The 19,831-nt window shown below is 68.6% G+C and carries 16 protein-coding genes; 5 read left to right on the top strand and 11 right to left on the bottom strand.

Annotation, left to right across the window (positions count from 1 at the left end):
• The first annotated feature begins 2 nt into the window (after positions 1-2).
• The 3 genes from nrdI to nrdF are packed head-to-tail and all read left to right on the top strand — an operon-like array spanning position 3 to position 3,586.
• Positions 3-440: a class Ib ribonucleoside-diphosphate reductase assembly flavoprotein NrdI gene (nrdI, locus tag ABQ271_RS09600; protein WP_349308547.1), complete on the top strand. Its 438-nt coding sequence runs from the start codon at positions 3-5 to the stop codon at positions 438-440.
• A 38-nt stretch (positions 441-478) separates the two neighbouring features.
• Positions 479-2,578: a class 1b ribonucleoside-diphosphate reductase subunit alpha gene (gene nrdE / locus ABQ271_RS09595; protein WP_336126391.1), complete on the top strand. Its 2,100-nt coding sequence runs from the start codon at positions 479-481 to the stop codon at positions 2,576-2,578.
• Between the two features lie 30 nt (positions 2,579-2,608).
• Entirely contained in the window at positions 2,609-3,586 is a 978-nt protein-coding gene (nrdF, locus tag ABQ271_RS09590; RefSeq protein ID WP_060915403.1) for a class 1b ribonucleoside-diphosphate reductase subunit beta, read from the top strand.
• 136 nt (positions 3,587-3,722) lie between these two features.
• Here the strand turns inward: nrdF and ABQ271_RS09585 are convergent, their stop codons facing one another.
• Complete coding sequence (locus ABQ271_RS09585; protein WP_349308546.1) at positions 3,723-4,238, bottom strand: hypothetical protein; 516 nt, start codon at positions 4,236-4,238, stop codon at positions 3,723-3,725.
• Between the two features lie 331 nt (positions 4,239-4,569).
• Here ABQ271_RS09585 and ABQ271_RS09580 point away from each other — a divergent pair, with 331 nt between their 5' ends.
• Positions 4,570-5,868: an MFS transporter gene (locus ABQ271_RS09580; protein WP_349308545.1), complete on the top strand. Its 1,299-nt coding sequence runs from the start codon at positions 4,570-4,572 to the stop codon at positions 5,866-5,868.
• On the opposite strand, the gene ABQ271_RS09575 is transcribed toward ABQ271_RS09580, so the two are convergent.
• The 4 genes from ABQ271_RS09575 to ABQ271_RS09560 form a co-directional block, all read right to left on the bottom strand.
• Positions 5,834-7,363, bottom strand: a complete 1,530-nt coding sequence (locus tag ABQ271_RS09575) for a long-chain fatty acid--CoA ligase (protein WP_349308544.1) — start codon at positions 7,361-7,363, stop codon at positions 5,834-5,836. The two genes, ABQ271_RS09580 and ABQ271_RS09575, sit on opposite strands and share 35 nt — an antisense overlap.
• A 107-nt stretch (positions 7,364-7,470) precedes the next feature.
• On the bottom strand, positions 7,471-7,923 hold the full coding sequence (locus ABQ271_RS09570) for a MaoC family dehydratase (RefSeq protein ID WP_076708053.1): 453 nt from the start codon (positions 7,921-7,923) through the stop codon (positions 7,471-7,473).
• Positions 7,920-8,825 carry an amidohydrolase family protein gene (locus tag ABQ271_RS09565; protein ID WP_349308543.1) on the bottom strand — a complete coding sequence of 302 codons (906 nt, stop codon included), beginning with the start codon at positions 8,823-8,825 and terminating at the stop codon, positions 7,920-7,922. The genes ABQ271_RS09570 and ABQ271_RS09565 overlap by 4 nt, the downstream gene beginning before the upstream one ends.
• Before the next feature lie 5 nt (positions 8,826-8,830).
• A complete protein-coding gene (locus tag ABQ271_RS09560; protein ID WP_349308542.1) occupies positions 8,831-9,760 on the bottom strand; it encodes an SDR family NAD(P)-dependent oxidoreductase in 930 nt (309 codons plus the stop codon).
• 88 nt (positions 9,761-9,848) lie between these two features.
• Between ABQ271_RS09560 and ABQ271_RS09555 the strand changes: the two genes are divergently transcribed.
• Positions 9,849-10,319 carry a MarR family winged helix-turn-helix transcriptional regulator gene (locus ABQ271_RS09555; RefSeq protein ID WP_349308541.1) on the top strand — a complete coding sequence of 157 codons (471 nt, stop codon included), beginning with the start codon at positions 9,849-9,851 and terminating at the stop codon, positions 10,317-10,319.
• Here the strand turns inward: ABQ271_RS09555 and ABQ271_RS09550 are convergent.
• Genes ABQ271_RS09550 through ABQ271_RS09525 form a run of 6 tightly spaced genes read right to left on the bottom strand, consistent with a single transcriptional unit; the run spans position 10,306 to position 19,831 of the window.
• Positions 10,306-11,925 carry an amidohydrolase gene (locus tag ABQ271_RS09550; RefSeq protein WP_349308540.1) on the bottom strand — a complete coding sequence of 540 codons (1,620 nt, stop codon included), beginning with the start codon at positions 11,923-11,925 and terminating at the stop codon, positions 10,306-10,308. The two genes, ABQ271_RS09555 and ABQ271_RS09550, sit on opposite strands and share 14 nt — an antisense overlap.
• 40 nt (positions 11,926-11,965) lie before the next feature.
• Positions 11,966-14,836 carry an aminotransferase gene (locus tag ABQ271_RS09545; RefSeq protein WP_349308539.1) on the bottom strand — a complete coding sequence of 957 codons (2,871 nt, stop codon included), beginning with the start codon at positions 14,834-14,836 and terminating at the stop codon, positions 11,966-11,968.
• Positions 14,837-14,877: 41 nt separating this feature from the next.
• Positions 14,878-15,717 carry an ATP-binding cassette domain-containing protein gene (locus tag ABQ271_RS09540; protein WP_349308538.1) on the bottom strand — a complete coding sequence of 280 codons (840 nt, stop codon included), beginning with the start codon at positions 15,715-15,717 and terminating at the stop codon, positions 14,878-14,880.
• Complete coding sequence (locus ABQ271_RS09535; RefSeq protein ID WP_349308537.1) at positions 15,710-17,392, bottom strand: dipeptide/oligopeptide/nickel ABC transporter permease/ATP-binding protein; 1,683 nt, start codon at positions 17,390-17,392, stop codon at positions 15,710-15,712. Before ABQ271_RS09535 ends, ABQ271_RS09540 begins: the two co-directional genes overlap by 8 nt.
• The gene (locus ABQ271_RS09530) at positions 17,385-18,404 is read right to left on the bottom strand and encodes an ABC transporter permease (RefSeq protein WP_349308536.1); all 1,020 of its coding nucleotides are present in this window, start codon (positions 18,402-18,404) and stop codon (positions 17,385-17,387) included. Before ABQ271_RS09530 ends, ABQ271_RS09535 begins: the two co-directional genes overlap by 8 nt.
• Positions 18,404-19,831 carry an amidase gene (locus ABQ271_RS09525; protein ID WP_349308535.1) on the bottom strand — a complete coding sequence of 476 codons (1,428 nt, stop codon included), beginning with the start codon at positions 19,829-19,831 and terminating at the stop codon, positions 18,404-18,406. The genes ABQ271_RS09530 and ABQ271_RS09525 overlap by 1 nt, the downstream gene beginning before the upstream one ends.

Raw genomic sequence — 19,831 nt, 5'->3', positions numbered from 1 at the left:
CGATGAGCGCGGCCGTCATGACGAACGTGCCGCTGCTCGTCTACTTCTCGAGCGTGTCGGGTAACACCGCGCGGTTCATCGAGAAGCTCGGGATGCCGGCTCGCCGCATCCCGATCCACTCCTCCGACGGCATTCTTCACATCGATGAGCCGTACGTCCTGGTCACCCCCACCTATGGGGGAGGCCAGGGTCGAGGAGAAGAAAAGGGCGCGGTACCCAAGCAGGTCGTCCGCTTCCTCAACGATGAGGGCAATCGGAGCCTGATCCGCGGAGTCATCTCCGCGGGAAACAGCAATTTCGGCGAGTCGTTCTGCCTCGCCGGAGAGATCATCAGCCGCAAGTGTCGTGTGCCGCACTTGTATCGGCTAGAAGTTTTCGGCACGCCTGAGGACGTCGACCGCGTGAGCGGCGGATTGGAAGACTGGTGGAAGCTGCAGTGACCGACAAGGCCTTCAAGACGGAGGTTCGCTTCGAGGGCATGGATTACCACGCACTCAACGCGATGCTGAACCTGTACGGCGAGGACGGGAAGATCCAGTTCGACGCCGACAAGCGCGCCGCACGGGAGTACTTCCTGCAGCACGTGAACCAGAACACCGTCTTCTTCCACTCGCTGAAGGAGAAGCTCGACTACCTGGTCGAGAAGGAGTACTACGAGGGCGCCGTCATCGACGCGTACCCGTTCGAGTTCATCCAGCAGATCCACGACCGCGCGTACGCGGCGAAGTTCCGCTTCGACACGTTCCTCGGCGCGTTCAAGTACTACACGAGCTACACGCTCAAGACCTTCGACGGCAAGCGCTACCTCGAGCGGTTCGAGGACCGCGTCGTCATGACCGCTCTCGCGCTCGCCGCCGGCGACGAGGACCTCGCGAACAAGCTCGTCGACGAGATCCTCTCGGGCCGCTTCCAGCCCGCCACCCCCACGTTCCTCAACGCCGGCAAGGCGCAGCGCGGCGAGCTCGTCTCCTGCTTCCTCCTCCGCATCGAGGACAACATGGAGTCGATCGCCCGCGGCATCAACTCCGCCCTCCAGCTCTCCAAGCGCGGCGGCGGTGTCGCCCTGCTCCTGTCGAACATCCGCGAGGCGGGTGCACCGATCAAGCAGATCGAGAACCAGTCGTCGGGCATCATCCCCGTCATGAAGCTCCTCGAAGACAGCTTCAGCTACGCCAACCAGCTCGGTGCGCGTCAGGGCGCCGGAGCCGTGTACCTGTCGGCGCACCACCCCGACATCATGAAGTTCCTCGACACCAAGCGTGAGAACGCGGACGAGAAGATCCGCATCAAGACCCTCTCGCTCGGCGTCGTCGTTCCCGACATCACCTTCGAGCTCGCCAAGAACGACGAGGACATGTACCTGTTCTCGCCGTACGACGTCGAGAAGGTCTACGGCGTGCCGTTCGGCGACATCTCCGTCACCGACAAGTACCGCGAGATGGTCGACGACGCGCGCATCAAGAAGACGAAGATCAAGGCGCGCGAGTTCTTCCAGACCCTCGCCGAGATCCAGTTCGAGTCGGGCTACCCGTACATCATGTTCGAGGACACGGTGAACAAGGCCAACCCGATCAAGGGTCGGATCAACATGTCCAACCTCTGCTCGGAGATCCTGCAGGTCAACACGCCGACGACGTTCAACGAGGACCTCTCGTACGACCAGATCGGCAAGGACATCTCCTGCAACCTGGGTTCGATGAACATCGCCCTGGCGATGGACGGCCGCGACCTCGCCGGCACGGTGGAGACCAGCATCCGTGCGCTCAGCGCGGTCAGCGACCAGAGCCACATCCGGTCGGTCCGCTCCATCGAGGACGGCAACGACAAGTCGCACGCCATCGGCCTCGGTCAGATGAACCTGCACGGCTACCTCGCCCGCGAGCACGTCCACTACGGCTCGGAGGAGGGTGTCGACTTCACGAACATCTACTTCTACACCGTGCTGTTCCACGCGCTGCAGGCCTCGAACAAGATCGCCATCGAGCGCGGTCAGGTCTTCGACGGGTTCTGGGACTCGACGTACGCCAGCGGCGAGTTCTTCGACAAGTACACCGAGCAGGAGTGGAAGCCGGCGACGGCCCGCGTCGAGGAGCTCTTCGAGGGCATCCACGTTCCGACGCAGCAGGACTGGCTCGAGCTGAAGGCATCCATCCAGCAGTTCGGCATCTACAACCAGAACCTGCAGGCGGTCCCGCCGACCGGCTCGATCTCGTACATCAACAACTCGACGAGCTCGATCCACCCGATCGCGTCGAAGATCGAGATCCGCAAGGAAGGCAAGATCGGCCGCGTCTACTACCCGGCTCCGTTCATGACGAACGAGAACCTCGAGTACTACGAAGACGCGTACGAGATCGGCTACGAGAAGGTCATCGACACGTACGCCGCTGCCACCCAGCACGTCGACCAGGGCCTGTCGCTGACGCTGTTCTTCAAGGACACCGCCACCACGCGCGACATCAACCGGGCGCAGATCTACGCCTGGCGCAAGGGCATCAAGACGATCTACTACATTCGCCTCCGTCAGATGGCGCTCGAGGGCACCGACATGGCCGAGTGCGTCTCGTGCATGCTCTGACCCGGTCCGAGATTCGATAGAGGAAAAGACATGACTCCCGAACCCCTGAAGCTCCTCGGCTCGGTCCAGGCCATCAACTGGAACCGCATCCAGGACGACAAGGACCTCGAGGTGTGGAACCGCCTCGTCAACAACTTCTGGCTGCCCGAGAAGGTGCCGCTGTCCAACGACATCCAGTCGTGGGCGACGCTCACCCCCGAAGAGCGCCAGACGACGATGCGCGTGTTCACCGGCCTGACGCTCCTGGACACCATCCAGGGCACCGTCGGCGCCGTCTCGCTCATCCCCGACGCGATCACCCCGCACGAGGAGGCCGTCTACACGAACATCGCGTTCATGGAGTCGGTGCACGCGAAGAGCTACTCGTCGATCTTCTCGACGCTCGCCTCGACGCCCGAGATCGACGACGCGTTCCGCTGGTCCACCGAGAACGAGAACCTTCAGAAGAAGGCCCGCATCGTCATGGACTACTACCGCGGTGACGAGCCCCTTAAGCGCAAGATCGCCTCGACGCTGCTCGAGTCGTTCCTGTTCTACTCGGGCTTCTACCTGCCGCTGTACTGGTCGTCGAAGGCGAAGCTGACGAACACGGCCGACATCATCCGCCTCATCATCCGCGACGAGGCCGTGCACGGCTACTACATCGGCTACAAGTTCCAGCGCGGACTCGAGACGCTCAGCCAGGCCGAGCGCGACGAGCTCAAGGACTACACGTTCTCGTTGCTCTACGAGCTCTACGACAACGAGGTGCACTACACGCAGGACCTCTACGACGGCATCGGCCAGACCGAGGACGTCAAGAAGTTCCTGCACTACAACGCGAACAAGGCGCTCATGAACCTGGGCTACGAGGCCATGTTCCCCGCGACCGTCACCAACGTGAACCCGGCGATCCTGTCGGCCCTGTCGCCCAACGCGGACGAGAACCACGACTTCTTCAGCGGGTCGGGCTCCTCGTACGTCATCGGCAAGGCCGTCGCCACCGAGGACGACGACTGGGACTTCTGAGTCTCACGGTCAGCGGGTGAGCTGCTGACACAACGTGAGACCCCCGGCCCTGCTCTGAGAGCGGATGCCGGGGGTCTTCGTCGTTAGCGCCGGGCGACCGGGGCACACCAGCAGTGCTCCGTGGGGGTCTCGGTGATCATCGCACCCTCGTGGCGTCGTCCCACAGGACGTCTTCGGGCTCGGGGATCAGCGCGCGCTTCTCGCGACGACGGCGCGCGGCGAACGCGATGGCGCGACCGGCAGCGGAGCACAGGCCGCTCAGCACTGCGGCACCGAGAATCCAGAAGACCGCCTGCGAGGTGTTCTCGTACGGAGTGAAAGCCGAGCCCAGCCACAGAATGGGGACGGATGCCGCTGTCCCCAGCGCCCAGAACGCAGCGAGATGGGTCCATTTTCGGGAGACGTTCTGCAGGATCCGGCCGAGCAGCCAGGCCAGTGGTGAACCGACCCACACGAGGGCGAGGGACGTGACGAGCGTGAGGCTGGAGATGAAAACCGTCAGGCTGGGCGGGCCGGACTGACTGCTCAGCTCGACACCCCAGTAGATGACCGCGGCGGCGGAGAACAGGCCCCAGGTCGTGAACGTGTGCACCGTTACGTCGATGAAGGCGAACGGAGTCCGGGCTGCAGCGTCTTGTTCCTTGACGGTCATCCTCAGTACCCCCTGAATGTCTCGCGGCCCCACGCGTGGGCGTTCACCCTGACACTACAAGCGCGGTGCGACCACCGAGGATCAGCCTCGACACCGGTTGGCTGCGCACGCTGCCCGTTGCGTGCGCAGCTCTACCGGGATACCGACACCCCTCTCGACGAGTTGCGTGTCGGCGACGCTCGGCGCTCGCTCATCCCCTCAGTGAGCTCCACGTCTACCGTGGGCGGCGCCCAGCCGCGATGAGCGCCTCGACGTCATTCGTTCGGAGTCCGGTTGAGATCGGGTTGGATCCGTGCGCGCGAGTGAGCAGACCTCGTACGGTGGGGTCATCGTGACCACCTTCCGCACGCGCGTCGGCCCCTTCGGCCTGCCGTTGACGTTCTTCGGGTTCGTGATGGCGGTCGCGTTGTCGGACATCGGCGACTCGTTCCGGGTGCTCGCGCTCGATCTCTGGTACTTCGAGCGCGCCGCGGACCGCGAAGGCGCCCGGCTGGCCTTGATGCTCGCCTCCGTGCTTCCCGCGGTCTTCCTCGCCCCCGTGGCGGGAGCGGTCGCGGACAGGTTCGAGTTGCGCACCGTCTTCGTCGCGACCACCGCGATCCGCGGGTTCCTCAGCTTCGGGCTGGCCGTCGCGGCGGCGGTCGGTGGGCCTGGTCTCCACTCGACCATCCTGGTTTCCGCAGCGGCCATCGCGGGGGTCTTCTTCGCCTCGTCGGCGTTCGTCTTCGTCCCCCGACTCGTCCGACAGGATCTTCTGCCGAGGGCCAACGGCATCCTCGAATCGGTCACCTGGGCCCTCGCGAGCATCGGGCCTGCGCTCGGCGCGGGGGCCTTCGCGCTGTGGGGTCCTGCGCCCTCGTTCGCCGTCGACGGGGTCTCGTTCCTCGTGACGGCGGCGCTGTTCGCGCGCATCCTGCCGAGGCGAGCGGATGCCGAGGGGCGGCCACCGACGCGGCTCGCCGACGGCATGCGGCGCGGCGTCGTCGAACTGTCTGCGACGCTGCGCGGCATCCACCCGGCAGCGCGATACCTCATGGGTCAGAGGTTCGCGCTCGGCCTGCTCGTTGCCTCATACGGGGTGACGATCACGGCGGGGACCAACGCGTACGCACTCATCTTCCTGGTGTCCGACGATCTGAAGCTCCCCACCGAAGTGCTGGGGCTCGTGCTGTCGTGGAACGGGGTCGTTGCGATCGTGGCGGCGCTGACCGTGGGCTTCGTCATCCGTCGATCTCAGATGTCGTTCGTGTTCGTCGCGTGTCTGGCGGTGTTCGCCGCCGCACAGGTGACCATGGGCGCCGCCACGAACGTCGCAGTGCTCCTCATCGGCGTCGCCCTCAGTGCTCTCGCGAATGCGCCCTACAACGTCGCCGTGACGACCCTTTTCCAGACATCGGTCGACGATGAGTTCCTGGGGCGGGTCGAAGGTCTCGATACCGCGGTCGAGAGCCTTCTCCGCATCGGCGTGCTGATCGGTGCAGCTGTCAGCGTGACCGCCTGGGGAGCGCGACCCGCCCTGATCGCATCAGCGGCGGCGGCGATCGTCCTGCTCATGATCGGCGGCGTTCTCATGCTCGCCGGTCGGCGCCCGGCTTCTACAACCCCAGCCGCGCGCGAACCTCGTCCTTGATGACCTTGCCCGAGGCGGTGCGAGGGAGGTCGGCGACGATCTCGACCCGTTTGGGGAGCTTGTATCGAGCGAGCCTGCCCTCCAGGTGAGCGCGCACGGCGTCGGTGTCGACGGCGGCGCCGTCCGCGACGGTCACGATCGCGATCGGGACCTCGCCCCACCTCTCGTGCGGCACCCCGATCACGGCGGCGCCGGTGACGCCCGGGATGCCGCTGATCAGTGTCTCCAGCTCGGCGGGGTACACGTTCTCGCCGCCGGAGATGATCATGTCCTTCGACCGACCGCAGATGTACAGGTAACCGTCGTCGTCGACGTACCCGAGATCGCCGGAGCGGAACCAGCCGTCCGCCGTCCGTGACGTCGCCGTGGCCTCGGCGAGCCCGTGGTAGCCGAGGAACACGTTCGGTCCGGAGATCTCGATCTCACCCGTGGTCCCGGCCGGCAGCACGCTGCCGTCCTCGCCCGTGATGCGGATGTCGGTGAAGAAGTGGGGGAGTCCGACGCTGCCCTGCTTGAGTCGGGTCTTGTCGGGCGAGAGGGATGTCGCACCGGGCGAAGTCTCGGTCATCCCGTACCCCTGCGAGAACGACAGGCCGCGCTCCTCCCACGCGACCAGCACCCGCTCGGGAACCGCGGAACCACCGCACGTGAGGGTGCGAAGGCTCGTCACGTCCGAGTCGGCCCACGCGGGGTGGTCGGCCATGAGCTGATACGTCGTGGGGACGCCCGAGATCATCGTGATGCGGTGACGCTGGATCAGATCGAGCGCCCGCCCTGCCTCGAACCCCTTCTCGAGCACGAGCGTGCCCCCCTTCAGCAGGATCGGCAGCGCCCCCATGCCGAGCGAGGCGACGTGGAACAGCGGCGAGATCATCAGCGCCACATCCGTCGACATGACGTCGTAGTCGATGATCGTGTTCAGCGCGACGGAGGTCAGGTTGTCGTGCGTGAGGACGGCCCCCTTGGCGCGTCCGGTGGTACCCGACGTGTAGACGATCGCCGCCGGGGCGTCCCCGTCGGAGGAGACGGACGCGGGTATCGTCGTGACGGTTTCGATCGCGCGCGCGAGGCCGGGTGCCCCGTCGCGACCCGACACCCCCGTGCGGATGACGTGGGTCGGCGTCACGCCTTCGGCTGCCGCTTCATCGAGTCGGGCATCGAACCCCGGGTCGTGGATGAGGACCACGGCCCCGCTGTCGCGGAGGACGTGTGCGATCTCGGGGCCTGCGAGCCGGGTGTTCACGGGGACGAACACGGCGCCGAGTCGCACGGTGCCGAACATCGTCAGGAGGAAGTCGGGGCTGTTCTCACCCAGGAAGGCGACCCGGTCGCCCGCGCCGACGCCACGCTCGGCAAGCACCGCAGAGACGCGCTCCGCGCCGTCGGCGAGCTGCGCATAGGTGAGGTGCTGGTTTTCGCCGAACATCACGGCGACCCGGTCGGGATTACGGAGACGGCGGCGGGGGAGCCAGGCGCCGAGGCCTTGCGTTTTCATGGTGTGCGCACTCCGGGGGATCTCGTCGTTGAGAAGGCGGGCGTCGGGTGCCCGCGGGTGGTGCGACCGGATGGGATGCCCGGCCGCACCGGATCAGCAGAGCTGGATCAGCGGTAGAAGCGGTACAGACCGCGCGCGACGACGGCGGGCTTCGTGCCGCCGTCGATCTCGATCGTCTGGTCGACGGCGAGCTGATAGCCGCCGGCCACCTCGGTCACCTCGGCCACCACGGCGTTCATCCGGACGCGCGAGCCGACCGTGACGGGCGAGACGAAGCGGACCTTGTCGAGTCCGTAGTTCACCTTCGTGCTCACCTCGGTGACGTCGAGGAGCTCGGTCCAGAACGACACGGCGAGCGAGAGCGTGAGGAAGCCGTGCGCGATCGCCGCGCCGAACGGGCCGTCCTTGGCGCGCTCCGGGTCGGTGTGGATCCACTGGTGATCGTCGGTCGCGTCGGCGAAGCCGTTCACGCGCTCCTGCGTGATCTCCAGCCAATCCGACCACCCCAGGTCGGTGCCGGCGAGGCCGGCGATGTCGTCGTAGGCGATGGTGGTGGTCATGACGTCTCCTTGTCGTGATGGGGGAGGATGCCGAACAGTCGTGCCGCATTGTCGCGGAGGATGCCGGGCATCACCTCGGGCTTGAGTGCTGTCGTCTCGACATCCCGCATCCACCGGTCGGGGGTGAGGAGCGGGAAATCGGAGCCGAACAGGATGCGGCGCTTCAGGAACGAGTTCGCGGCGCGCACGAGCTGGTCGGGGAAGTACTTCGGGCTCCAGCCCGACAGGTCGATCCAGGTGTTGTGCTTGTGCGTCGCGACCGAGATCGCCTCGTCCTGCCAGGGCACCGAGGGGTGCGCCATGATGATCTGCAGGTCGCCGAAGTCGGCGGCGACAGGGTCGAGGAGCATCGGGTTCGACAGTCCGAGCCGGAGGCCCCGACCGCCCGGCATCCCCGCCCCGATCCCGGTCTGGCCGGTGTGGAAGAGGGCGACGACCCCGGCGCCCTGGAGCGCCTCGTACAGCGGGTAGTGCGCCTCGTCACTCGGATCGAACCCCTGCACCGTGGGGTGGAACTTGAACCCCCGCACGCCGGAGTCCTCGATGAGGCGTCGCGCACGATCGACCGCGTCGGGTCGGTTCGGGTCGACGGATCCGAACGGGATGAGGACGTCGTTGTTGCGCGAAGCGCCCTCGGCGATCTCCGCGCTCGACAGCGGCGGGTGACCGAGGTGGGTCTCGGCATCGACCGTGAACACGACGGCGGCCATCCGCCGCTCCCGGTAGTACGCGGCGACACCGTCGAGGTCGGGCCTCGGCGCGTCCGCGGCGAAGTACCTGCTCGCGGCGGCGGCGAGATCGTCGGGCAACGACGCGTGCCCGTGGGCGTCGACCTCGATGTGCACGTGCACGTCGATCGCGGTGAGGCTCTCGACGTCGATCGCCTGCTCGTAGCGGGTCATATGCGTCAGGCGGTCGGCGCGGGCCGCTGCAGATCCTCGGGCAGGGCCGGGAACTTCTCGCCGACGCTCTGCAGGTCGCCCACGGCGTCGAAGAAGCCGTCGGCCAGCGCGTCGGCCGTCCACCCGCCTTCGCGGTACGCCGTCGCGACGGGCTCGGGGTGCGACCACAGCTGGATGCGGTCACCGCCGATGCCGATCGCCTGGCCGGTGACCTGCGCCGCGGCATCCGAGGCGAGGAACGTGATGAGGCCCGCGACGTCGTCGGACGTCCCGAAGCCGAGATCGTGGCGGAAGAACGCCGGCATCGGTTCACCCGCGGCATCCGCCTCGACGGCAGCGGCGAAGTAGGGGACCGTCGCGGTCATCGCGGTCGCGGCGACGGGGATGACGGCGTTCGCGGTGATCCCGGCGCGCTTCAGCTCGAGCGCCCACGTCCGCACCATGCCGACGATGCCGGCTTTCGCGGCGGCGTAGTTCGTCTGGCCGAAGTTGCCGCGCTGGCCGGTCGGTGACCCGATGCAGATGATGCGTCCGGCGATCTCGTTCGCCCGCATGTAGGAGGCGGCCGCGCGGACCGTCGTGAAGGTGCCTCGCAGGTGCACGTCGATGACGGTGTCGAAGTCGTCGTCGCTCATCTTCCAGAGCACGGTGTCACGGAGAACGCCCGCGTTGGTCACGACGATGTCCAGGCGTCCGAAGGTCGAGACGGCGGCGTCCACGAGCGCGTCGGCGGTCTCGGTCGAGCCCACGAAGGCGGTCACAGCGGTGGCGCGGCCACCGGCATCCTGGATCTCGCGTACGGCCGCGTCGGCGGTGGCCTCGTCGACGTCGTTGATGACGACGGCCGCTCCCTGGCGGGCGAGTTCTTTCGCGTAGGCGAGGCCCAGGCCTCGACCCGAGCCGGTGATGATGGCGACTTTTCCTTCGAGCGTCATGATGACTCCTTCGTCCGCGACCATGGTTGCACTCAACCATTGTGAAAGTCAATGATTGTGAATTCGCACTGCTTGCTACAGTGTCGGGATGACACCTGCGGCGACGAGCGGGACCCCGTCGGCCGGGCTCGATGACAGTCCGCTCATCGACGACCTCGGCTTCCTACTCGCCCGCGCGAGCGCGACGACGCAGTCGCGCGGCAACGCAGCCCTGGCTGCCCACGACCTGAGGGTGCGGTCGTACTCGGTCCTCGCGCTCGCGGTGTCGGAGCAGCATCCGTCGCAGCGCGAGCTCGCCGACTTCCTCCGCCTCGACCCGAGCCAGGTCGTCGCCCTCATCGACGACCTCGCGAGGGACGGCCTCGTCGTCCGCGAATCCGACCCGCGAGACCGCCGGGCGAACGTCGTCGTCGCGACCGACGCGGGGCGCGCCGCGTACACCGCAGCGCGCGCGTCGGCGCGCTCCGCCGAGGAGGAGTCCCTGCGGCCGCTGAGCGCCGCGGAGCGGGTCGAACTCGCTCGTCTGCTCCGCATGGTCGCGTTCCCTACCGAGCCGTGACCCGGTCGGCGGCCTCGCCCGTGAAGACGACGCGTCCTGCGTTGATCGTCAGGGCGACGGCGTTGCCCCGCAATCCGTCCGCTTCCGCGGGATCGCGGTCGAGAACCGTCAGATCGGCGCGATAGCCCGTCGCGATCCTGCCCACCCGGTCGTCGACGGCGAAGGATGCCGCGGAGTCGATCGTCGCGTGACGGAACGCCGCATCGAGGGGGAGGGACCACTGCGGGTGGTTCGCCGGCAGGCTCGGGTCGAGCGCGGAGCGACGGGTCGTCGCGACGAAGAGGTTGTCGAGCGCCTCGTGCGGCGCGGTCGGCGCGTCGGTGCCGAAGGCGACGAGAGCCCCCGCTTCGCTGAAGAGCGGCCACGCGAATCCCCGCTCCACGCGGTCGTCTCCCAGGACCGCCCGCCAGTTCGACTGGATCGCCGGGTCGGCATGCACGGGCTGAACGGATGCCGTGACGCCGAGCGCGGCCATCCGTGCGGGAGTCTCGTCGGCGACCACCTCGAGGTGCTCGATCCGCGGCCGCCGATCCCACGACGGATTCTCGGCGACGACCCTCTCCAGCACGTCGAGCGCGATCGAACTCGCGCGGTCGCCGATCGCGTGGATCGCCAGCCGCAACTGCACGGCATCCGCGTCGGTCGCCACCCGGTGCAGGCGGTCGACGTCCCACAGGAGGTCGTCGTTGCTGCCGTCGGCATACGGATGCCGCATGGCAGCCGTACACGCATCAATCGTGCCGTCGAGGATCAGCTTGATGCCGATGACATCCAGCCACTCCGTCGACTCCGCGCGCGCGGCCATCGCCCGCCGGACCTGAGCGAGATTCCCCTCGTCGTCGCCGGCGTCGGCGACGAGCCAGTGGGCGCTGACACGCACAGGGAGCGATCCACCGCTCTGCTCGGCGAGGGTCTGCAGCGCACGCCAGTCCGCGCCGTTCATCCCCATATCCACGACCGAGGTCACACCCGCGGCGGCGAAGGCGTCGAGCGCGCGTTTCGCCGAGACGACCCGGTCGTCGTCGCTCGTCTCCCGCGCGATGTAGTCCCACGCGATCTCGTGGGCGGCGCGCTCGTAGAGCATGCCCGCGGGTTCGCCCGAGGCGAGTCGCGCGATGCGTCCGCCGGCGGGATCGGGGGTCGAGGCATCCACCCCCAGAGCGTGGAGCGCTGCGGAGTTCGCCCATACGGAGTGCATGTCGTTGCAGTTGAGGAAGACCGGGATGTCGTCGACCACGGCGTCGATCATGGCGGCGGTGGGCTCGCCGTCGACCGCGTCGAAGAGCCAGCCCTTGCCGACGAGCATCGTCGCGTCCTCGTCGAGCCCTGCACGCGCCGCGACCAGCCGGCGCTGGATCTCGCCGAGGTCGGCGGCGTCGGTCAGCGGGACGTTCGCCAGGCTGGCACCGAGCCACCCGAGGTGGACATGGGAGTCGACGAAGCCGGGGACGACGACGCGGCCGCCGAGGTCGATCGCCTGACCACCGGCGGGAGCGTCGCCGATCGCCGCGATCGTGTCGCCCTCGATGACGATCGTCGTCTCGGGCGAGAGCTCTGCCGTGGCGGCGTCGAGGATGCGTGCGCGGGTGAGGACGGTGCGGTTCACGAGGTGACCTCCGGAACGGGGATGGACATGGGCGTAGGGGTCACCAGCCGGTCTCGAGCACGCGGCGGAGCGCATCGGCGAAGTAGTCCGCGGATGCCTGCGTGAGGACCATCGGCGGCTTGATCTTGAGGACGTTCTGGAAGTCGCCGGTCGGCTGCATGATCACGCCGAGTTCGAGCAGACGCGAACAGATCGCCGCGGTCTCCGCCGTCGCGGGCTCCAGGGTCTCGCGGTCGCGGACGAACTCGAGACCGAGGTACAGCCCCGACCCGTGGACGCGTCCGACGATGGGGTGGTCGGCGCCGAGCGCCTCGAGCCGGCGCTTCAGATGGCTGCCGACGGTGTACGCGTTGCCGGGCAGATCGTCATTCTCGATGACGTCGAGGACGGCCATGCCGACCACGGCGGAGACGGGCGAGCCGCCGGTCGAGGAGAAGAAGTACCCGCCCGTGCGGTAGCGATCGGCGATGTCACGGCGGGTGATGACGGCGCCGATCGGATGCCCGCCGCCGATCGACTTGGCGACGGCCACCACGTCGGGCACAGCGTCCTGCTGCTCGAAACCCCAGAACCACTCGCCGAGTCGGCCGAAACCGACCTGCACCTCATCGGCGATGGCGATGCCGCCGTGCCGCCGGATCGCCGCGTAAACCTCCTGCAGGTAGCCGTCGGGGAGGGCGACACCGCCGGCGTTGCCGAAGTACGACTCGCAGATGAACCCCGCCGGTGCGCGGCCGTCAGCGGCCAGGGCGTCGATCACGGCGACGGCCTCGGGGGCGTAACGGGCGGCATCCACCCCCCGGTGCTCGCCGCGGAAGGAGTTCGCCGCAGCGACGGTGTGCACCCAGTCGGGCCGCGTGGTGAGCGCGTTCGGGTTGTCGGCGATCGACGTCGAGATGGCATCGCTCGCGTAGGTCCAGCCGTGGTACGCCTCACGCATCGCGACGATGTCGCGGCGACCCGTCGACGCCATGGCGAGCCGCACGGCGAGGTCGGTGGCCTCCGAGCCCGAGTTCACGAAGAAGACCGTGTCGAGCTCCTCCGGCAGTTTCGCCGCGATCCGCTCGGCGTACTCGGCGATCGCGCCGTAGTGGAAGCGGGAGTTCGTGTTGAGCAGGTGCATCTGCCGGGTGGCCGCGGCGACGACGTGCGGGTGCGCGTGGCCGACCGAGGCGACGTTGTTGACCATGTCGAGGTAGACCCGGCCGTCGACGTCGGCGAGGTGCTCGCGCCAGCCGCGCTCGATCTGCGGGGGAGTCGAGTAGTAGTGCTCCTGCACCTCGGCGAGGACCCGGTGGCGGCGCTCGAGGACCTCGGCGGACGAGGTTCCGGATGCCGCGGGCTCGAGCCCGAGCGCAGCGGACGGGTCTCCCGCGACCCGCCGCCAGGCGGTGGCGTACTCGGCGGTCGTCATCGCGGGCGGGATCGGCCCGGACGCCCGGTGACGCTGGACGTAGAGGCGGGTCCGCGCCGGGAGGGTGGCGGCGTCGGCATCCATCGGGAGTCCGGAGATGCGGATCGCGTCGTCGCCGTTCGTCCAGGTGAGGACGCCGTCGGAGACGGTGCCGGCTGGAAGCGGGGCGGGGGCGGCGAGCCAGAGCGTGACACCCGTGGGGATCGTTGCCGCCTCGTTCCGGGGCCGCACTGTCGAGCCCGTGAGGATCGGCTGCCACGCCGGCAGAGTCACGGCGCTCGCGCCGAGGTCGAGCGCGCGCAGCGCAGCGTCGTCGAGGGTGGCGGCTCGTTGCCACGCGCCGTCGTCGTTGAGGGGCGAGAGGGTCCCGGCATCCAGCTCGACACGGGCGTCGCCGAGCGAGACGACGGGGCTGCCCTGCCAGGGCTGCGCCGCGCCGGTGGGCTCGAGCGCGAGCGCATCGCGGATCAGTTCGGTGACGACCGGCACCGGCGCGGCGGCCGCGCGCTCGAGGACGCGGAACTCCCGCTCGAGTGCGGTGCTGGCGTACGCGTTGTCTTCGTCGAGACGCACCTGCGCGCGCCCGCTGAGGACGAGGACGGCGCCGCGGAGAACCACGAGAGGCCACAGGGCGACGATCTCGTTCTCGTCGAGCGGCCGGCGGGCGTGGAACGCGCGGATCGCGGGCAGGGTGCTCGTCGCGTCGGCACCGTCGTGGTGGAGCACCGACGACAGCGTCACGGCGAGCTCGCCCACGCGCCAGGATTTCGCCACGTCGCCGAAGTCGATGACGGCGTCGGGGAGGAGGCCCGGGCCCGGCCGCAGGATGTTGTCGTCGGTGATGTCGAAGTGTCCCGCCTGCATCGGCAGGTCGGCCGAGACGGCGTCGAGACTGCTCCGTGCGTCACTCACGGCGCGTTCGACGAAGCTCCGCACGTCGGCATCGGGTTCGCTCGGCAGAAGGGTGTCGACGACGCGTGCGGCGTAACGGAGGTCCCACTGCAGGATGCGGCCGCTCGCGGGGTGCGCGAAGTCGGCGAGGGCGATGCTGACGCGGGCGGACAGCTCGCCCATGCGCTCCACGACAGCGGGGGAGAGGTAGTCCGAGCCCATCAGGGTGCGGCCGGAGATGTTCTCGATGACGCGGGCGTGGATGCGTCCCTCCGACGAGTCCCACCACGTCGACATCGCGCCGTGCGGGCCCGCGACGATCTTCGGGATGCGCAGGGCCGGGTCCCGCTCCGCGACGACGGATGCCGCGGCATCCTGCATCTCGATCTCGCCCTCGCTGAAGACGGGGTTGCTGAGCTTGAGGACGCCGAGCGGCTCGTCGGAGCCCACGGCGAACACGCGGAAGTTCTGGTCCTGCTGGCTGCCGAGGGAACGGAGGTCGACCTCGACGCCGAAGGATGCCGCGAACAGTCGCCTCACCTCGTCGTCGGCGAGGGTCGGGGTGGGCAGTTCCACCTGTACGAAGTAGTCGAAGACCTCGGTCACTGCAGCTCCTGTTACGGGGGTGGGGAGGGAGGATGCGCCGGTCACCGGGGCGAGAGGGTCCGCACGGGCGCCGTGAGGAGCGGAGCGGTGACGTCGAAGGCCGGTCCTCCGGGGACGGACTCCAGGAGCGTCCGGGTGTAGGGGTCCTGCGGGTCGGAGAACACCTCGGCCGTCGGCCCCGCCTCCACGACGCGACCGTGGAGCAGCACCATCACGTGATCGCAGAGCTCTTCGACGACGGCCAGGTTGTGCGAGATGAACAGCATCGTGATGCCCAGGTCCGCACGCAGGCGTGCGAGCAGCCGCAGCACCTCTGCCTGCGTCGAGACGTCGAGCGCGGACGTGATCTCGTCCGCGATGATGACCTCGGGATCGACGACCAGTGCGCGGGCGATGGCGATGCGCTGCCGCTGCCCGCCCGAGAACTCGTGCGGATAGCGGTCCACGGTGTCCTCGCCGAGCGTCACGGCGGCGAGGGCGTCGACGATCCTCTCCCGGTGACGGCGGAGCCGCGCGTGGACGGGGTCGATCGCCTCGGCGAGGGTCTGGCCGATCGTCCGGCGCGGGTCCAGCGAGGAGAACGGATCCTGCGGGATGTACTGCAGGCGTCGGCGGAGCGGCTGAAGGGCCTTCCGACGGACGGTGGTCAGGTCGGTGCCGTCGTAGACGATCGACCCTGCCGTCGCGCGGTGGAGACCGATGATCGTCTTCGCGAGCGTCGACTTTCCCGACCCCGACTCGCCGACGACGCCCACCGCGCTGCCGCGCGCGACGTCGAGGTTCACCTGCGTCAGCACGCGGGCGGTCCGCAGCCCCGAACCGAGGTCGACGTCGAGGCCCGTGATCCGGAGGACGGGCGCGGATTCGGGGGTGTCAGACACGGGGGCTCTCCTCGAGTGGGCGGGGCGTGATGGTGAGGGTGGGCGTGGCCTCCAGCAGTGCCCGCGTGTACGGATGCTGGACCTCGCGCCGCCGCAGCGCCTCGACGTCGAGGCGCTCGACGATCGCGCCGTGCCGCATAACGAGGACGCGGTCGCACAGCGCCTCGACCACACCGATGTCGTGCGAGATGAACAGGACCGCGGTGCCGTGCTCCTGGTTGAGTTTGCGCAGCGCCCGGAGGACCTCGGCCTGCACGGTGACATCGAGTGCCGTCGTCGGCTCGTCCGCGATCAGCAGCTTCGGGTCGGTGACGAGCGACGAGGCGATGGTGGCGCGCTGCAGCATCCCGCCCGACAGCTGGAAGGGATGCTGATCCATCACCGTCTTCGGGTCGCGGATCCGCATGTCGGTCAGCCGGTCGATGAGCGTGGCCTTGGCCGCGCGACGGGACAGCCCCAGGTGGACGCGGGCGACCTCGGTGAGCTGCGCGGACATGCGCAGCGCCGGGTTGAACGTCGATCCGGGGTCCTGGTAGACGAGCCCGATCTCCTTCGCCAACCGCCCGCGGTGCCGGTTCGACAGCAGGTCGAGGTCACCGAGGCGCAGCACGCTCGCATCGACGACGACGCCGTCGGCCTGCAGCCGAGCGAGCGCCATCGCGGTCATCGATTTGCCGGAGCCGGACTCGCCGACGAGGCCCAGGATCTCGCCCGGTGCGATGTCGAAGTTGATGCCGTCGACGAGCGTCGTGCCGTTCGGCGCACGGACGGTGAGCCCGCGAACCTCGACGAGCGCATCGGGCGACGTCGACGTGCCGCGCGGCGTGGCCGGCAGACGCGTCATCCGCCGGTGGTGAGAGCTGCGGGGATCGAGCCACGTTGCGAGACCGTCACCGGTCAGCATCGCCGCGACGCCTGCGAAGACGAGCATCACGGCAGGACCGACGACCTGCAGCGGCTGGTCGTAGACCGCGGGCAGCCCCTCGTTGAGAAGCCGTCCCCAGTCGAAGTCGGGGCTCTGCACACCGAGGCCGACGAAGGACAGGCTCGAGATGTCGAGGAGGGTGAGCGCGAAGCTCGACGCGATCAAGACGAGCAGCGGTCCTGAGATGTTGGGCAGAAGGTGCCGGAAGAACAGCGCGACGCGCGGCACACCGAGCAGGCGTGCCGTCCCGACGAAGTCCCGGGTCGCGACGGCGCCCGTCATGTTGGACGTGATGCGCGCGAAGCTCGGCACGCCCGCGATCGCGATCGCGATGATCGCGGGCACCATCCCGGCTCCGAGGATCGCGGCGATCACGAGGGCGAGGACCAGTGAGGGGAACGCGACGGTCGAGTCGACGATGCGCAGCACCCACTCCCGGACCCGACGGCTCGCGACCCAGACGAGACCGCCGATGAGCACGCCCAGCACGACCGAGCCGACGGTGGCCGCCGCCGCCATCAGGAGAGTCAGGCGGGTGGCGACGAGGGTGCGGGCGAGGACGTCGCGACCGAGGTCGTCCGTTCCCATCAGGTGGTCGGCCGACGGGGCCATGCGGGTGTTCGGACTCACCGTCGTGGCGCTCTCACCCCAGATGAGAGGAGCGACGACGGCGAGCACGATCAGGATGCCGAGCATCGCCAGACCCGCGATGAGAGACACCGGCATCCGTCGGGTGCGTCGTTCAGACATGGGACGAACCTCCGAGGGTGCGCGGGTCGATCAGCCCGAGGATGACGTCGATCAGCAGGTTGATGAGGATCGCGAGGGCTCCGACCGTCAGGACGATGCCCTGGATGACGGGGAAGTCGCGGAAGATGATCGCCTGGACGACCTCGAGGCCGAGCCCCGGCAGGCTGAAGACCGTCTCGATGACGATGGCGCCGCCGAGCATGCTCGCGAGGATGAGTCCCGTGAGGGTCAGCGTGCTCGTCATCAGATTCGGCAGGGCGTGACGCATGTACAGCCGCGCGCCGCTGAGCCGCTTGCCGCGGGCGGTCCGCATGAAGTCCTGATGCAGCACGCCGTAGGTCTCCTGGACCACGACGCGGGCGACGGCGAAGGTCGGTCCCAGGGCGAGCGCCGCAATCGGCAGGACATAGGCGTCGGGTGTCGCCGCCCCACCGGCGGGGAAGAGCTTCAGCCCGATGGCGAAGACGACGACCAGCAGGGTGCCGGCGACGTACGCCGGGAACGAGGCGAACAGTCCCGCGATGGCGCCGAATCCGACCGAGAGCCAGGGCCGGCGGCCACCCCGGGTGAGGACGCCCACGGCCATCCCCACCGGGATCGACACCACGATGACGACCGCGATGGCGCCCAGGGCGGTCGTCGCGGTGTACGGCAGCTTGGTCGCGATCGTGTCGGTCACCGGGGTGTTGTAACGGAAGCTCTGCCCGAGGTCGAAGGTGAAAAGCCCCTTCAGGTACTCGATGAACTGCAACGGGAGCGGGTCGTCGAGGTTCAACCTGTCACGCAGCGCCGCGACGGCCGAGGCCGAGGCGTTCGGGCCGAGGATGGCGACGGCCGGATCGCCGGGGATGAGTGGGACGATCAGGAAGGTCAGGAGGACCAGCAGCGCCAGCGAGAGCACCAGTCCGCCGAAGCGACGGAGGGCGAATCCGCCCCACGTGCTCCGCGCGAGCCGGCGCGCTGCGGTCATCGCCGGTGCGTCGGCGATGACCGAGAGATCGACCCCCGCCATCACCGGACCCCGGCGGCGGCGACCATCGGGGCCTGACGGTGCTGCCAGTCGAAGACCTGCTCGAGCTCGGCTCCGACGCGCAGCAGGGTCGCCTCGTCGTAGGGGCCGCCGACCAGCTGCGCACCCAGCGGCACACCGTTGGAGTCGATGTGGACGGGGAGGGAGATCGCGGGGAGCCCGGCGATGTTGCAGAACGCCGTGAAGGAGATCGTGCGGAACTCGGTGAGTCGAGGGCCGGCCGGGTCCTCGTTGCCCTCGTCGTACACCGACCCGACCCGGGGCGTCGGAACGGCCGTCGTCGGAGTGAGGAGGATGTCGAAGTCTCGGCCCCACTGCGCGGCGACCTGACGGGTCTCCCACTGCAGGAGGGCGGCGATCTCCGCGTACTGGCCGGCGTGGAACAGTGTCGCCCGGTCGTAGCGGTACTTGATGTACGCATCGAGCTTCTCGGGGTCCTCGATGGGGGAGGACCACGTCGAGGCGTTGATGATGAGGTCGGCGAAGCCGCGGGTGGCCCTCTCGCTGAAGAGGAACGGCGACACCGGTGTGACGTGGTGCCCCAGCGCCTCGAGCGCGCGGGCCGTGATCTCGGCAGCTTCGCGGTTCTGCGGATCGACCTCGACACCCGTGGGCGCCTCAAGCAGCAGCCCGACGCGGAGGCGCGGACTGGGGCTGCGGATCTCCTCCAGGTACGGACGAGCGGGAGCAGGAGCGGAATACCAGCCGAGGAGGTCGACCTTGGCGAGCGTGTCGAGGACGCCGGCGGCATCCTCGATCGTCCGTGTGATGGCACCCTCGGTGGTCGAGTGCTCCCACGCCCGGATGTCGTTCGGGATGCGGCCGCGGCTGGGCTTCAGGCCGACGAGCCCCGTCGCCGCGGACGGCACGCGGATGGACCCGCCGCCGTCCGAGGCGTTGGCGATGGGGGCGATGTCCGCCGCCACCGCGGCGGAGGCGCCACCCGACGACCCACCCGAGGTGTACTCGAGGTTCCAGGGATTCCGGGTCTTGCCCCACCGCTGGTTCTCCGAGGCGGTCAGCGCGCCGAACTCCGGGCTGTTCGAGCGGCCGAACAGGACGAACCCCGCCTCCTCGATGAGGTCGACCGTCACCTCGTTCTCCTCCGCCAGCTTCTCGGTGACGGCGAGCGAGGACCAGGTGACCGGCTGATTCTTGACGCTGACGAGATCCTTGATCGGCATCGGCACGCCCTCGAAGGGGCGCGAGGTGTCGCCGCTGCGGAGACGGTCATCGGACTCCTGCGCGCGGCGGAGCACATCGTCGCGGTCGATCCAGACGATCGCGTTGACGTCGGGATTGGCGGCATCCAGTCGGTTCAGGTAGTGATGAGCGGTCTCGACGGCGGAGACCTCGCCCGAGCGGATGAGTCGCGCGAGCTCCGTCGCGGAGATGGAGGAGGAGATCAT

The sequence above is a fragment of the Microbacterium sp. MM2322 genome (assembly GCF_964186585.1).
Lineage (GTDB): Bacteria > Actinomycetota > Actinomycetes > Actinomycetales > Microbacteriaceae > Microbacterium.
This window is presented reverse-complemented; position numbering and strand designations above follow the sequence as displayed.

Coding starts and splice junctions, on each gene's coding strand:
- nrdI (WP_349308547.1), top strand. CDS start 3: ATGAGCGCGGCCGTCATGACGAACGTGCCGCTGCTCGTCTACTTCTCG.
- nrdE (WP_336126391.1), top strand. CDS start 479: ATGGATTACCACGCACTCAACGCGATGCTGAACCTGTACGGCGAGGAC.
- nrdF (WP_060915403.1), top strand. CDS start 2,609: ATGACTCCCGAACCCCTGAAGCTCCTCGGCTCGGTCCAGGCCATCAAC.
- ABQ271_RS09585 (WP_349308546.1), bottom strand. CDS start 4,238: ATGACCGTCAAGGAACAAGACGCTGCAGCCCGGACTCCGTTCGCCTTC.
- ABQ271_RS09575 (WP_349308544.1), bottom strand. CDS start 7,363: ATGAAAACGCAAGGCCTCGGCGCCTGGCTCCCCCGCCGCCGTCTCCGT.
- ABQ271_RS09570 (WP_076708053.1), bottom strand. CDS start 7,923: ATGACCACCACCATCGCCTACGACGACATCGCCGGCCTCGCCGGCACC.
- ABQ271_RS09565 (WP_349308543.1), bottom strand. CDS start 8,825: ATGACCCGCTACGAGCAGGCGATCGACGTCGAGAGCCTCACCGCGATC.
- ABQ271_RS09560 (WP_349308542.1), bottom strand. CDS start 9,760: ATGACGCTCGAAGGAAAAGTCGCCATCATCACCGGCTCGGGTCGAGGC.
- ABQ271_RS09555 (WP_349308541.1), top strand. CDS start 9,849: ATGACACCTGCGGCGACGAGCGGGACCCCGTCGGCCGGGCTCGATGAC.
- ABQ271_RS09535 (WP_349308537.1), bottom strand. CDS start 17,392: ATGTCTGAACGACGCACCCGACGGATGCCGGTGTCTCTCATCGCGGGT.
- ABQ271_RS09530 (WP_349308536.1), bottom strand. CDS start 18,404: ATGGCGGGGGTCGATCTCTCGGTCATCGCCGACGCACCGGCGATGACC.
- ABQ271_RS09525 (WP_349308535.1), bottom strand. CDS start 19,831: ATGATCTCCTCCTCCATCTCCGCGACGGAGCTCGCGCGACTCATCCGC.